The organism is Leptolyngbya sp. GGD (assembly GCF_026735145.1).
Taxonomy (GTDB): Bacteria; Cyanobacteriota; Cyanobacteriia; order Leptolyngbyales; family Leptolyngbyaceae; genus Leptolyngbya; species Leptolyngbya boryana.
Map to the genome: position 1 here is coordinate 649,761 of NZ_JAPQKE010000003.1, position 13,446 is coordinate 663,206.

14 protein-coding genes are annotated in these 13,446 nt (G+C 48.4%); 11 read left to right on the top strand and 3 right to left on the bottom strand.

Annotation, left to right across the window (positions count from 1 at the left end; translation table 11 throughout):
- Positions 1 to 159 precede the first annotated feature (159 nt).
- Positions 160 to 1,998, bottom strand: a complete 1,839-nt coding sequence (ilvB, locus tag OU814_RS18030) for a biosynthetic-type acetolactate synthase large subunit (RefSeq protein ID WP_268184588.1) — start codon at positions 1,996 to 1,998, stop codon at positions 160 to 162.
- A 283-nt stretch (positions 1,999 to 2,281) separates the two neighbouring features.
- Positions 2,282 to 2,797 carry a hypothetical protein gene (locus OU814_RS18035; RefSeq protein WP_268184589.1) on the bottom strand — a complete coding sequence of 172 codons (516 nt, stop codon included), beginning with the start codon at positions 2,795 to 2,797 and terminating at the stop codon, positions 2,282 to 2,284.
- 110 nt (positions 2,798 to 2,907) lie between these two features.
- On the opposite strand from OU814_RS18035, the gene OU814_RS18040 reads away from it, so the two are divergent.
- The gene (locus tag OU814_RS18040; protein ID WP_268184590.1) at positions 2,908 to 4,080 is read left to right on the top strand and encodes a ferrochelatase; all 1,173 of its coding nucleotides are present in this window, start codon (positions 2,908 to 2,910) and stop codon (positions 4,078 to 4,080) included.
- A 94-nt stretch (positions 4,081 to 4,174) separates the two neighbouring features.
- Here OU814_RS18040 and glmU read toward each other — a convergent pair whose 3' ends face one another.
- The gene (gene glmU, locus OU814_RS18045; protein ID WP_268184591.1) at positions 4,175 to 5,530 is read right to left on the bottom strand and encodes a bifunctional UDP-N-acetylglucosamine diphosphorylase/glucosamine-1-phosphate N-acetyltransferase GlmU; all 1,356 of its coding nucleotides are present in this window, start codon (positions 5,528 to 5,530) and stop codon (positions 4,175 to 4,177) included.
- A gap of 139 nt (positions 5,531 to 5,669) precedes the next feature.
- On the opposite strand from glmU, the gene OU814_RS18050 reads away from it, so the two are divergent.
- From OU814_RS18050 to OU814_RS18095, 10 genes are all read left to right on the top strand, one after another.
- A complete protein-coding gene (locus tag OU814_RS18050) occupies positions 5,670 to 6,548 on the top strand; it encodes an Rpn family recombination-promoting nuclease/putative transposase (protein WP_268184592.1) in 879 nt (292 codons plus the stop codon).
- 59 nt (positions 6,549 to 6,607) lie between these two features.
- Positions 6,608 to 6,736 (top strand): hypothetical protein, encoded by a 129-nt coding sequence (locus OU814_RS18055; protein ID WP_263970826.1) that lies wholly within the window; start codon positions 6,608 to 6,610, stop codon positions 6,734 to 6,736.
- Positions 6,737 to 6,749: 13 nt separating this feature from the next.
- The gene (glyA, locus tag OU814_RS18060) at positions 6,750 to 8,027 is read left to right on the top strand and encodes a serine hydroxymethyltransferase (RefSeq protein ID WP_268184593.1); all 1,278 of its coding nucleotides are present in this window, start codon (positions 6,750 to 6,752) and stop codon (positions 8,025 to 8,027) included.
- A gap of 334 nt (positions 8,028 to 8,361) precedes the next feature.
- Complete coding sequence (locus tag OU814_RS18065) at positions 8,362 to 9,402, top strand: glycosyltransferase family 4 protein (protein ID WP_017288123.1); 1,041 nt, start codon at positions 8,362 to 8,364, stop codon at positions 9,400 to 9,402.
- Positions 9,399 to 10,646: a competence/damage-inducible protein A gene (locus OU814_RS18070; protein ID WP_190652311.1), complete on the top strand. Its 1,248-nt coding sequence runs from the start codon at positions 9,399 to 9,401 to the stop codon at positions 10,644 to 10,646. The genes OU814_RS18065 and OU814_RS18070 overlap by 4 nt, the downstream gene beginning before the upstream one ends.
- Before the next feature lie 163 nt (positions 10,647 to 10,809).
- Positions 10,810 to 10,947, top strand: coding sequence for a hypothetical protein (locus OU814_RS18075; protein WP_017288125.1), 138 nt, complete (start codon positions 10,810 to 10,812; stop codon positions 10,945 to 10,947).
- 27 nt (positions 10,948 to 10,974) lie between these two features.
- Positions 10,975 to 11,418, top strand: a complete 444-nt coding sequence (aroQ, locus tag OU814_RS18080) for a type II 3-dehydroquinate dehydratase (RefSeq protein WP_190652310.1) — start codon at positions 10,975 to 10,977, stop codon at positions 11,416 to 11,418.
- A gap of 15 nt (positions 11,419 to 11,433) precedes the next feature.
- The gene (locus tag OU814_RS18085; protein WP_190652309.1) at positions 11,434 to 11,820 is read left to right on the top strand and encodes an allophanate hydrolase-related protein; all 387 of its coding nucleotides are present in this window, start codon (positions 11,434 to 11,436) and stop codon (positions 11,818 to 11,820) included.
- The gene (locus OU814_RS18090) at positions 11,817 to 11,996 is read left to right on the top strand and encodes a DUF4089 domain-containing protein (RefSeq protein ID WP_190652308.1); all 180 of its coding nucleotides are present in this window, start codon (positions 11,817 to 11,819) and stop codon (positions 11,994 to 11,996) included. Before OU814_RS18085 ends, OU814_RS18090 begins: the two co-directional genes overlap by 4 nt.
- Positions 11,993 to 13,363 carry an AtzE family amidohydrolase gene (locus tag OU814_RS18095; RefSeq protein WP_268184594.1) on the top strand — a complete coding sequence of 457 codons (1,371 nt, stop codon included), beginning with the start codon at positions 11,993 to 11,995 and terminating at the stop codon, positions 13,361 to 13,363. The genes OU814_RS18090 and OU814_RS18095 overlap by 4 nt, the downstream gene beginning before the upstream one ends.
- Positions 13,364 to 13,446 lie beyond the last annotated feature (83 nt).

The window sequence follows — 13,446 nt, forward strand, 5'->3', positions numbered from 1 at the left end:
TCGCATGCTGCAACGCAATGAGAACACTTGTATCTACAAACTCCATGCTTTGTATCAGGAATAGTCTGAACGAATCGCATGCTGCAACAAGTAGGCAAATAAAACAAGAAGTCCAGCTTTTCAAATCGGCTGGACTTCTGAAAAATTGGGTCGATCGCGCTAAATTTTCGCGCCGCAATTTGGACAGAACTTATTCGTCGGAAGATTTTCAGTGCCACAACTTGCACATTGAACGGTTTCTGCCGCCCGTTCTAGCAATTTCCGCTCAGGGAGTCCGATCATTTGAGCATTGCTCTTACCGGATGGAACCATCGGATAACAGTTCTCATTCTTCTTGACGCGGACATCCATCAGAACGGGGCCTGGATGAGCGATCATTTCAGCGATCGCACTCTTCAACTCTTCGCGCGTTTCGACAATCATGCCTTTAATGCCAAACGCCTCTGCCAATTTGACAAAATCTGGCGTTCCCACCTGCATGTTGGAATTCGAGTAGCGCTCATCATAGAAGGCTTCTTGCCACTGCCGCACCATCCCTTGCCAACCGTTGTTGACAATCACGGTCTTCACACTGATGCCGTACTGTGCCAAAGTCCCCAACTCTTGAATGTTCATCTGAATACTGGCATCGCCACTGATACAGATCACTTCTTCATCGGGAACTGCCACTTTCGCGCCCATTGCCGCAGGCATACCAAAGCCCATCGTGCCAAGCCCCGCACTGGAAATCCAACGGCGTGGTCCATTTTTCAAGAACTGTGCTGCCCACATCTGGTGCTGTCCGACATCTGTCGTGTAGAAAGCATGAGGTGCTTGTCGTCCGACTTCTGCAATGACTTCTTGGGGAGAGAGAACATCTGAATATTCGGGAACCACGAGCGGATAATCTTCACGCCACCGATCGATTCTCGCGAGCCATGCTTCTGTCTGATTTGGATTCGCCGGATCATTCTCGTCTGCACTGCGCTCTAACAAGTCGGTTAAAACTTGTTTCACATCGCCCACGATTGGCACATCGGGCAAGCGAACTTTACCGACCTCTGCCGGATCGATATCAATGTGAATGACTTTTGCACGAGACGCAAATTCGTCGAGTTTTCCGGTCACACGATCGTCAAATCTTGCTCCAACTGCAATTAGCAAATCGCATTCCGTGACCGCAAAGTTTGCATAAGCTGTGCCATGCATCCCCAACATGCCGACAGAAAGCGGATGATGCTCATCAAATGCGCCAATGCCCATCAAAGTTGTCGTCACGGGCAGTTTGAAGCGTTCAGCCAGTTCTTTTACTTCTGCATGTGCGCCTGCTGCGATCGCGCCACCACCCACATAAAGCAGAGGTTTCTGAGCCTGACGAATCAATTTCAAAGCTTGTCCAATTTGGCGCGGATTGCCCTTCGTCGTCGGGCGATATCCCGTCAAGCGAACGGAGCCGGGATCGATTGGCTCATACTCAAATTGCTCAACGCCGACATCTTTGGGCACGTCGATCAACACAGGACCAGGTCTGCCCGTGCTAGCGATAAAGAAGGCTTCTGCCACAATGCGCGCCATGTCGCGAGGGTCACGCACCACATAGGAATGCTTGACGATCGGTAAAGTAATGCCGTAGATATCTGTTTCCTGGAAAGCATCACTGCCGATCGCAGGTCGAGGCACCTGACCGGTAACGATAACCATCGGAATCGAATCCATGTGAGCCGTAGCGATTCCGGTGACGAGGTTCGTCGCTCCGGGACCTGAGGTTGCGAAACACACACCGACTTGACCCGTAGCACGGGCATAGCCATCTGCGGCATGTGCTGCACCTTGCTCGTGGCGCACAAGAATATGCTGTAGAATTCCGGCTTTTTCGGCGCGATAAAGCTCATCGTAGATCGGGAGGATTGCTCCGCCTGGGTAGCCAAAGATATGTTTTACACCGTGGCGACTGAGACTATCGATTAAAGCAAAAGCACCCGTCACCCGTTGGACTGCCGATCGTTGCTGCAATTGCACTGGGGGAACCTCGTCAAGTATTACGCGATTTGGATAAATTGGAAGAAATTTGTATCGTAGGATGCAAGCAATAAGAATATAGTGTAAAACTGATCCCTATTTGTGTCGAGAGAATTGACTCAAGATATTTTCAAAATGCCCGATGACTGGGGAGTTTGAGCAATCTGAGCGAGAAAAAGCCGTCAGAAAAGCCTGACAATACCGAATTTTTGGTTTGAATCTATTGTCGATCGCGGGCCAATCGGATTCGGCATCGAAATAGACAAAACTTCTAAAACCAACCTTAAGACTGAAACTGAGTGATACCTGCTTTCTCAAGGATAAAGGTTGCAGCCGTCGTGACACGATTTGGGGTTCGATTTGAAAAGTCAACGTAGCCACGAACCAGATGTGGAGAGTGCCACATGGTCAGATGGTCAACGGCTGGATCAGCATAAAAGCTTTCTCCGCCCCCAAGCAGCTTTGAACTCCAATGTGTGAATTGATCGTGGCTTACCCGGTAGATTGGAAAATCTCCAAATAATGGAACTCCCCAGCCATCGATCGCGATCAAGGCAGAAATTGGAATATTGCGATCATACCAAGTTCGAGTGGCAGCGATCGCGCCTACAACTCCTGCACTAAACGCAATCATCACAACGGGGGCTTGCGGTTCAAAGAAGTCAAGTACATGTTGCGGAGAGTAAACGGGCTGATCTGCTGGAAAGATTAAAACTTCCTGTTGCAACAGTCCTAACGCTGTAACAAATTGCGTCGTTAATGTTGGCGAATGTATGCCCGGACAAATAAAAATCTGCATTGCTGAAGTTTCATCACAATCTACCGAGGGATAGCACCATCCCCCAGTAGGGGATGTTAGCCTAATGCCTAAACCTACTCGATACATTCTTTAGGCAAGGAGCTTTAATAGTGGTTGCAACTCCAGACAAGCTCGAACATTCTCATCATCTCGCATCTTCAGGCTCAGAACGAGTTGCGGTTTTATTGATGGGATATGGCGAAGTCGAAAGTTACGAAGATTTTGCAAATTATAATGAACAAGCCTTGAATCTGCTGACTGCTAAATTTGCACCCGTTCCAACTTGGGTATATCCCCCTTTGGCAAAACTTTTAGCGGTGTTTGACCTGCATGAGTGGGGTCATCAGCATGGCAATTTTATTTCTCCACACAATGCGATTTTTGAGCGGCAACGCGCCGGGGTAGAAGAAATTCTGCAAGAGAAATGGGGCGATCGCATTCAAGTCTTTAAAGCGTTCAACTTCTGTAAGCCTTTTCTTCCAGAGCAAGTGCTTGCCGAAATCAAAGCGCAGGGGTTTTCAAAGATCTTGATTTATCCTTTGCTCGTTGTGGATTCGATTTTCACGAGTGGAATTGCAGTGGAGCAAGTCAATAAGGCTTTGGCGAATTCGGCAGACGAGGGAGAACATTGGCTGAAGGGAACGCGGTATATTCCTTCTTTCTTCGATCGTCCGGAATATCTCAATCTGATGGCGCGGATGGTTGAGAAGCAGATTCAATCAGATTTAGCGGAGCACTATCTCCCGTCTCAAATTGGGATTGTGCTGATGAATCATGGCTGTCCTCATAAAGCGAAAGGCTTTACCTCTGGGATTACCGAGAGTCAGGCGCTTTATGATAAGGTTCGCGATCGCTTAATTGACAAGTATCCTTTGATCTCGGTCGGTTGGCTCAATCATCAAACTCCGTTGATTGAATGGACGCAGCCGAATGCGGATTTAGCCGCAAAGAATTTGATCGAATTGGGCGCGAAAGCGATCGTGTTTATGCCGATCGGATTTGCGACTGAAAATCATGAAACGCTGTTAGATGTTGAACACATCATTGAGAAGTTGCATCGCAAATATTCCGATGTGAAATATGTGCGGATGCCTTGTGTGAATGACGACGCAGACTTCTTGAAGATGGTGGCAGATTGGGCGAATCCACAGATTGATTCGCTGTTGACGGAAGAGGCGTTAGCGGTGACTCCAGTCCACGGTGAGGTACATCATCATCACCATCATGGGCACGATCATGACCATGATCACGCGCACGATCACGAGCATGCTCATCACCATTAATCGCAGTTTTGCTTTGTTTGAATAGATGAAATCCCGCTCAATCTCCCCAAATTTGGAGGATTGAGCGGGATTTCTGAATTAGAACCAGAGCGATTTATTGATCCTTGCGTTTCCAACCGGGTTTAACGACTTGGCGGGCACGCGCGATCGCTAAACAATCATTCGGCAAATCTTCGGTGATCGTCGAACCTGCTGCGGTTGTGACATCTTCCCCGATCGTAATTGGCGCGACCAAACAATTATTTGAGCCGATTTTGGTACGATCGCCGATCGTCGTTGGATATTTTTTCACGCCGTCATAATTGACGGTAATCGTTCCGGCTCCAATATTGACGCGATTGCCGATCGTCGCATTTCCTAAATACGACAAATGCGCCGCATTCGTTTTCTCACCTAGTTTCGTATTTTTCAATTCCACAAAATTCCCGACTCGGCAACCCTGCCCGATCTCAACGGGTGCTCTTAGATGTGAATAAGGCCCAATCTGGGAATTGGAATGAATCACACTGCCTGCCACGACTGAAAATAGAACCGTTACGTTCTCTCCAATTTGGCTGTCTTCAATTAAGCTTCCAGGCCCGATACGGCTTCCAGTCTTGATCGTTGTCTTGCCACGTAAATGGGTTTGTGGCTCGATCGTCACATTGGCTTCAAGTTCGACCGTATCGTCGATCGTGACGCTATTGGGGTCAATGATGGTCACGCCTTCTCGCATCCAGCGATCGCGAATTCGTTTCTGCAAAATCGCATAAGCATCAGCCAGTTGAGCGCGATCGTTAATCCCCAAAACCTCTTGATAATCCGGGACATCAACCACAGTCACTGCATCAAAGAAGTTAATCGCATCTGTGATGTAATACTCTTTCTGCTCATTATTAGAGTTCAGCTTGGGCAAAACCTGAACCAGATCTTTCCAGCGAAAACAATATGCGCCTGCATTCATGCGATCGTTTAATCGCTGCTCAGGGGTACAGTCTCGATCCTCGACAATTTCGGTCAAAATCTGATTCTCGTCACAGAAGACTCGTCCATATCCAGTCGGATCAGGAACATGGGCTGCAAGTAAGGTTGCTGGATTACCTTTTGCGCGATGGGTTTCAAGAAGCAGAGAAAGCGTTTCGGGGCGTAAAAGTGGGAGATCGCCATTTAAAACGATGAGATCATCGTCAAAGTTTTCTAGAGATGGAATCAATTGTTGAATTGCGTGACCTGTTCCTAACTGTTCGGTTTGGTCAACAAACTCGATCGCGTCTGGATAATCTGCTAATGCTTCTCGAACTGAATCTGCCTGATAGCCAACAATCACTAATCGACGAGAAGGCGCGATCGCAGTTGTGCTGCCCAAAACTCGTTCAACGAGCGATCGACTTCCCAACTGATGCAACACCTTGGGTAAATCCGATTTCATCCGTGTTCCGCGACCTGCTGCCAGAATTGCCACCGCTACCATACGTTTTCTACTTGCTCAATACGAGAGGGAGTATACCGTGAGTCGGTTATTCCTTCATCTTCTAATGAATCTTCACCGGGAAGTTTTAATTTTTAATCGGACATAATAGTACAATTGCTTCAGTTCTCCCTCGTCTTCTATGCGTCGTGATTCGATCTTTTATGCGCTGTTTCGGCAATCTCCCTCGCTTCTGTTCGAGCTTCTAGACTCCCCACCCCTGAATGCAGAAGCTTATCGATTCGACTCGGTTGCAGTCAAAGAGCCAAAATTTGAGATCGATGGCGTATTTCTGCCGCCTGATTCTGAGGCTGCTGGAATTGTCTATTTCTGCGAAGTGCAATTTCAAAAAGATGAACTGCTGTATGAAAGGTTATTTAGTGAGTCGTCTTTTTACTTCTACCGAAATCGGACGAAGTTCTCAGATTGGCGAGGAGTCGTAATTTATCCTTCACGCAGCACTGAGCAATCAGATACTCTTCCGTTTGAGGATCTATTAGGAGGGCATCGGGTTTGTCGAATTTACTTGAGTGAATTAGGCGAGATAGAACAGTTGCCGTTGGGAATTGCACTGATGGTGCTCACGACGATCGCTGAAAATCGCGCCTTTGAATCTGCTCGTGGCTTGCTCGATCGAGTGCAGCAGTCCGAATTTTCAACACAAAAAAGACGTGACATCATAGAGATGGTCACTACAATTCTCGTTTACAAATTCACAGACCTAGGTCGGCAGGAGATTGAACAGATGCTAGGAACTTCACTTCAACAGACACGGGTTTATCAAGAGGCAAAAGAAGAAGGTAGAGAAGAAGGTAGAGAAGAAGGCAGAGAAGAAGGTAGAGAGTATGAGTGTCGATCGCTTGTCTTACTTCAACTGAATCAGAAACTTGGGTCGCTTTCAGAAGAAACGATCGCTCAAATTTCCACCTTGACTCTTGACCAATTGGAATCCTTAGCGATCGCTCTACTCAACTTCACAACAATGCGCGACTTGACAGCCTGGTTAGAACAAATTTGTTAGTTTCTCAAAGTTCATACAAAAATTTAGGGATTGCACGAAAGTCTCGATCGAAGAGCGTTATGATCGGAAATCTTGGAAGCGCCCGATTCGTGATTGAGCCGTCTCAGATTGTTTTACCCCTTGATTCGCGTCTCGTTTCACTGCTCAATCGCGCGACTCGAAGGACGACTTCCGAATCGACGAATTAAAGGAATTAGCACTGTGACTCAATCAGACTTTCTCGCTAAGAGTGACCCCGCACTCGCCGAAATGCTTCAACAAGAACTCCAACGCCAACGCGATCACCTCGAACTGATCGCCAGCGAAAACTTCACATCGCCAGCGGTGATGGAAGCGCAAGGTTCAGTTTTGACCAATAAATATGCAGAAGGCTTGCCCAATAAGCGGTACTACGGTGGCTGCGAATTTGTCGATCGCGTCGAACAACTCGCGATTGATCGCGCGAAAGAACTCTTCGGAGCGGCTCACGCCAACGTTCAACCTCACTCTGGGGCACAGGCAAACTTCGCTGTTTTCCTCACGCTGCTCAAACCGGGTGACACGATCATGGGCATGGACTTGTCCCACGGCGGACACTTGACCCACGGATCGCCCGTCAACGTCTCAGGAAAATGGTTCAACGTTCAGCACTATGGCGTGAGTCAAGCGACTGAGCAATTGGATTATGACCAAATTCGCGATTTAGCCCTTCAGCATCGTCCGAAATTGCTGATTTGCGGCTATTCGGCTTATCCGCGTGTGATTGACTTTGAAAAATTTAGAGCGATCGCAGATGAAATCGGCGCATACTTACTCGCTGACATTGCTCACATTGCTGGATTAGTCGCCACTGGACATCATCCCAACCCGATTCCGTTCTGTGATGTTGTAACGACAACAACGCACAAAACGCTACGTGGGCCGAGAGGCGGTCTGATCATGACTCGCGATGCTGAATTGGGTAAACAACTCGATAAAGCTGTCTTCCCTGGAACTCAAGGCGGACCTTTGGAGCATGTGATCGCTGGAAAAGCCGCAGCGTTTGGGGAAGCATTGAAGCCCGAATTCAAAACCTATTCGGGTCAGGTGATTGAGAATGCCGCAGCAATGGCATCTCAGTTGCAAAATCGCGGCTTCAAGATCGTTTCAAACGGAACTGACAATCATCTAATGTTGGTAGACTTACGATCGATCAAAATGACCGGAAAGATTGCTGATCAACTCGTCAGCGGTGTCAACATCACGGCAAACAAAAATACGGTTCCGTTTGACCCGGAATCGCCGTTTGTCACCAGTGGTCTAAGACTGGGATCGCCTGCCATGACGACCCGCGGTATGGGAACAGCAGAATTCACCGAGATCGCAAATATTATTGCCGATCGCTTACTCAGCCCAGAAGACGACACCGTCGCTCAAGATTGCCGTCGTCGAGTGGCTGCATTATGCGAACGCTTCCCGCTTTATCCGCATCTTGCGGCTCAAGTTCCAGCGCTGGTCTAGGGAAATGATAGGGAGTCGTAGTTCACTACCATCAATTGGATAGCGGGATAGGGAGTAATCTGTATCTGAGTTCTCCCTATCTCCCTACCTCCTCACAGGATTGCTTCCAATCCTTCCTGATTCGAGTCGAGTGCGCCGAATAATCGTGACAAAGGCATCCCCTTCAGGATGCCTTTCGTTGTGTTTGAGTGAACAAATCTTGCGATAGATGATAAATATCAAAATAAATTTATGAATTAAATAGTCAACCGTGGTTCATAATTCTTTGCGAAGGATTCGCGAATCCGTAGTACACTCTCCCTGAAGCTTCTGTTCTTCCTACCTACGATTTCTAATGCCGTCGTTTTTTGCCGCATTCCTGATTTCTTTCCTCGTTGTTATCGTGACAACCCCCATCATCAACCGCTATGGCAGGCGAATTGGCTTGGTCGATCAGCCCAACCATCGCAAAGTTCATCAACGTCCCATGGTGCGACTGGGTGGCGTTGCCATGTTTATTGGGGTCGTGATGGCGATGTTGGTCGCTTGGGGAATGGGAGGATTTGATTTCCTCAGACCTGGAAAAGAGTCAGAGGTCTTAGGAGTCGCGATCGGTGGAATCGCCTTCTTTTTGATCGGGCTGGCTGATGACTTGTTTAACCTCTCACCGAAAACCCGATTAATCCTGCAAGTGGTCGTGTCCGGGCTGGTTTGGCAATCCGGTGTTCAGATTGATTTCTTGACGAACCCGCTTGCCGGATTAGGATTGTCGGCATTGCCAGAATGGGCAAGTCTTGCCATTACCGTGGTCTGGTTGGTGGGAATGGCAAATGCAATTAACTGGATTGATGGGTTAGATGGCTTAGCAGCCGGAGTGTCAGGCATCGCAGCTTTTGTGATGTTTTGGACTTGTCTGTTTATGGGACAGCCTCATGCCGCATTATTTGCAGCGGCTTTGGCAGGAGCAGCGTTTGGATTTTTACGCTACAACTTCAACCCGGCTCAGATTTTTATGGGTGACGGTGGGGCGTATTTTATCGGGTTTACTCTCGCTGCTGTGAGTGTGATTGGTCTTGTGAAAAGTGTCACGACTGTCGCAGTCTTGTTGCCTTACGTAATTTTGGCGGTTCCGATTTTGGATATGTCTGCTGTGATTCTCGATCGCTTACGGCGCGGAAAATCTCCGTTTGTGGCGGATAAGCGACATTTACATCACCGCCTTCTTAAAGCAGGACTCTCGCAACGGTTGGCGGTTTTGTTTATCTACTCGCTGACGCTTTGGGCAGGGAGTTTGGCGATGGCAGTATCAGGAATGCCAAGCGGAGTGGGATATGCGATCGCGGCGACAGTGATCTTAAGCGTAACGAGTTGGCAAGTTTGGCGCACCGCACGATGAACGCAGAAATTATTAGCGTCGGCACAGAGATCTTGCTCGGCGATATTCTGAACTCGAATGCTCAGTTTTTAGCGCAGCAGTTTGCGGAATTGGGCATTCCCCATTACTTTCAAACTGTGGTGGGAGATAATCCTGAGCGGTTGAAACAGGCGATCGCAATTGCCAGCGATCGCGCAAATTTGATCGTTTTCACAGGCGGATTAGGACCGACTCCAGACGACTTGACGACCGAAACGATCGCAGATTTTTTCCAAACGCCTCTGATTGAAAAGCCAGAAATCATCGAAGACATTCAGCAGAAATTTGCTCAACGCGGTCGGATGATGACCGATAACAACCGCAAGCAAGCCTTGATTCCGGAAGGTGCAGACATCTTGTACAACGCGATCGGCAGTGCGCCCGGTATGATTTGGCAGCCGCGCGTTAATCTGACCATTCTGACGTTTCCAGGGGTTCCGACTGAGATGAAGTATATGTGGCGTGAAGTCGCTGTACCTTATCTCAAATCGCAAGGCTGGGGAAAAGACATCATCGTGAGTCGAACGCTGAGATTTTGGGGCATTTCAGAATCTGCACTGGCTGAAAAAGTTGCACCATTTTTTGATTTGCAAAATCCCACTGTTGCGCCGTATGCCAACTATGGAGAAGTAAAATTAAGAATTTCAGCGAAGGCTGCTTCTGCTGAAGCTGCCCAAGCGTTAATTACGCCGATCGAACAGCAATTGAGCGAGATTGCAGGCATTGATCAATATGGCGCGGATCAAGATACGTTAGCTTCTGTAGTCGGTGACTTGCTGAAATCGCGTCATGAAACCCTGAGCGTTGCTGAATCTTGTACAGGTGGCGGGTTAGGACAAATGCTGACTCGTGTTTCAGGAAGCTCAGCCTACTTTTGGGGCGGAATTATCTCTTATGACAATTCAGTTAAAGAAAAAATGTTAGGCGTTGATCCAAGTGCGATCGCCGAGCAAGGAGCCGTGAGCGCAATTGTTGCCGAACAGATGGCGATGGGAGTGCGTACTCAACTGAATACAACTTGGGGCGTGAGTATCACAGGTGTCGCAGGACCAGAGGGGGGTACGGACGCGAAGCCCGTGGGACTGGTTTATATTGGCTTAGCAAATGCTGAAGGCGCGACAAGCCAACCGTATCAATTTGGCGATCGCGGTCGAGAATGGGTTCGTCAAGTCAGTGCTTGCAGCGCCTTGGATCAACTCCGGCGGCGGTTGTTAAACAAGTCTTAAGTTTTATAACTTGCGTTTAATCTATCTTTCGGTATGATGTTTAAATAGCCGATCTTCCTACTCCGGGATCATTGGTTTTCCAAAATCCGCCTGATAAAATTAGGTTACGCTTCAATCGCTGATTGAGCAAAATTTAGACCCTATCAAAGGAGCCGTCTGACTGATGGATTACGTTGAAAAGGTATTAGAAAAGCTTAAAGAATGGGCACGTCGCTTGATCGAAACCCTCTTAGGTCCTGAAGAAGAACCTGAAGCAGAGTTGATCCCAATCCCCGTTCACGACCGCCCTCGTCATCGCTAGTTTGACGCTACTTACGAGGCAAGTGAGTTGGATAGCATTTTGGTTCTCCACGGACCAAACTTGAACCTCCTGGGTAAAAGAGAACCTGGAGTTTACGGGGTTGTTACGCTGGACGAAATTAATCAGGCTTTAGAAAAGGAAGCTCAGTCGCTCGGGTTTGAAATTGCCACAGCGCAATCGAATCACGAAGGCGCGCTTGTTGATCTTATCCACGATGCGATGGGTCGTCATGCTGGAATTTTAATTAATCCAGGTGCATATACGCATACGAGTGTTGCCATCCGAGATGCGATCGCGGGTGTGAATCTGCCAGCGGTTGAAGTGCATCTCAGCAATATTCATAAGCGCGAAGAATTTAGACATCATTCTTATATTGCTCCAGTCGCGATCGGACAAATTTGTGGATTTGGAGCCGAGAGCTACCGTTTAGGATTGCAAGCACTTGTACACTACTTAAGACAGAATATGTAGTCTCTATCAGTTTCAATGAATAGTGCGGTGCGCTTAGCGGTCAATGGTACATTGATGCGCGGGCTTGAACTCAATCAAAACTTATTAGCCATCGAGGCGAAATTTCTGCGAGAGACGCAGACTGAGCCAGCCTATCGAATTTGGTCAATTGGCGATCGTCATCCGGCAATGTTGAAAGTCAAAGAAAATGGCGTTGCAGTGGCAGTCGAAGTGTGGGAAGTTCCAGCCAGTGGATTAGCAACCCTATTGATGCAGGAACCGCCTGGATTGTCGATCGGGAAAGTTCGGCTGATTGATGGCGAAGAAGTATTAGGCGTATTGGGCGAACCTTTTCTGTGTGAAGGGCAGGTCGAGATTACTGAATACGGCGGGTGGCGAGCTTATACCGAGGCAAAAAAATGACGAATGACCCGGAGAAATTTGTCGAGGTGATGTCTGAAGTGGTTGCGATGCCGATTCCGGACGAGTATCGAGAGAGTGTCGTTGCCAACTTTCAGCGAATTCAGACTGTTGCGAAATTGGTGTTAGAGTTTCCGCTTCCCGAAGAGATTGAAATTGCCCCGGTGTTTGAACCATGACGATTCCTGATGCGACTCAAATTGCGACTGCTGTTGCAAACCGCGAAGTCACCGCAAAGTCTGTGACAGCAGCGGCGCTGGCTCGAATTGCCGAGGAGAATCAAACTTATAACTGCTTTACAACGGTTTTGGCAGAGTCAGCGATCGCAGATGCCGATCGTATCGATCAAAAAATTGCGGCAGGAGAAGAAGTTGGAGCCTTAGCGGGGGTTCCTTTTGCCGTGAAAGACCTCTTCGATGTCGCAGGAATTCCAACGTTAGCAGGTTCTAAAATCAATGCTGACAATCCACCTGCGACTGAAGATGCAACGCTAGTGGCTCGATTGAAGCAGGCAGGTGCAATTTTAGTCGGCGCGCTCACGATGGATGAGTTTGCTTACGGGTTCACGACTGAGAATGCACACTATGGAGTTACCCGTAATCCGCATGATCTAGAGCGAGTCGCAGGAGGGTCATCCGGCGGCTCAGCGGCAGCCGTAGCAGCAGGGCTTGTCCCGTTTAGCTTAGGGTCTGATACGAATGGCTCGATTCGCGTTCCTTCCTCGTTCTGCGGGATTTTTGGACTCAAGCCAACCTATGGGAGACTACCGCGATCGCGCACCTATCCGTTTGTGGGCAGTTTGGATCATCTCGGTCCGTTTGCGCGATCGACTCGTGACATTGCACTCCTGTTTGACCTGATGCAGGGTTACGATCCGAGCGATCCAGTGTGTACCCAAAGACCGCCCGAACTTTGTTTACCCGAACTGGCAAAAGGCAGTGAAGGATTGAGAATTGCGATCGCGGATGGTTACTTTGCCAAAGGTGCTGAGCCAGAAGTCTTTGAAGCTGTTCAGAAAGTGGCAGAAGCGTTGGGGGTAACGGAGCGCATGATCTTGCCAGAGGCGCATCGGGCAAGGGCAGCCGCATTTGTGATGACGGGGGTAGAGGGAGCGAATTTGCATTTTGAGCATCTATGCACTCGTCCCCAGGATTTTGATCCGGCTGTGCGCGATCGCTTGTTGGCGGGAGCATTGATGCCAGCACAATGGTACTTGCAAGCGCAGCGATTTCGGCAGTGGTTTCGCGATCAAGTCCGCGAAGTTTTTCAGTCAGTCGATATTATTTTGGCTCCAGCGACTCCTTGTGTCGCGCCTCGGATTGGACAGCAAACGATGGTTTTAGATGGGCAAGAGATGCTCGTGCGCCCGAATATTGGCATTTTTACACAACCGCTTTCATTCATTGGATTACCAATTATTTCGGTTCCAGTGAAACGAGAAGGATTGCCGTTAGGAGTGCAAATTATCGCTGCTCCTTATCAGGAAGCCTTAGTGTTGCGGGTTGCAGCAGAATTGGAAGCGAAGGGTGTTGTCTCACTGAGTTAACTTTTTCATGTGTTAACTCTTTCAACAAAAGCGACCAGAGAAATCCACAACCGGGTATCTATGATCTTGGTGAATGTGTCAAT

Bases quoted from the DNA above. Each gene is read 5' to 3' on its own strand.
- OU814_RS18035 (WP_268184589.1), bottom strand. From the start codon at position 2,797: ATGCAGATTTTTATTTGTCCGGGCATACATTCGCCAACATTAACGACG.
- glmU (WP_268184591.1), bottom strand. From the start codon at position 5,530: ATGGTAGCGGTGGCAATTCTGGCAGCAGGTCGCGGAACACGGATGAAA.
- OU814_RS18050 (WP_268184592.1), top strand. From the start codon at position 5,670: ATGCGTCGTGATTCGATCTTTTATGCGCTGTTTCGGCAATCTCCCTCG.
- OU814_RS18055 (WP_263970826.1), top strand. From the start codon at position 6,608: ATGATCGGAAATCTTGGAAGCGCCCGATTCGTGATTGAGCCGTCTCAG.
- OU814_RS18065 (WP_017288123.1), top strand. From the start codon at position 8,362: ATGCCGTCGTTTTTTGCCGCATTCCTGATTTCTTTCCTCGTTGTTATC.
- OU814_RS18070 (WP_190652311.1), top strand. From the start codon at position 9,399: ATGAACGCAGAAATTATTAGCGTCGGCACAGAGATCTTGCTCGGCGAT.
- OU814_RS18075 (WP_017288125.1), top strand. From the start codon at position 10,810: ATGGATTACGTTGAAAAGGTATTAGAAAAGCTTAAAGAATGGGCACGT.
- OU814_RS18085 (WP_190652309.1), top strand. From the start codon at position 11,434: ATGAATAGTGCGGTGCGCTTAGCGGTCAATGGTACATTGATGCGCGGG.
- OU814_RS18090 (WP_190652308.1), top strand. From the start codon at position 11,817: ATGACGAATGACCCGGAGAAATTTGTCGAGGTGATGTCTGAAGTGGTT.
- OU814_RS18095 (WP_268184594.1), top strand. From the start codon at position 11,993: ATGACGATTCCTGATGCGACTCAAATTGCGACTGCTGTTGCAAACCGC.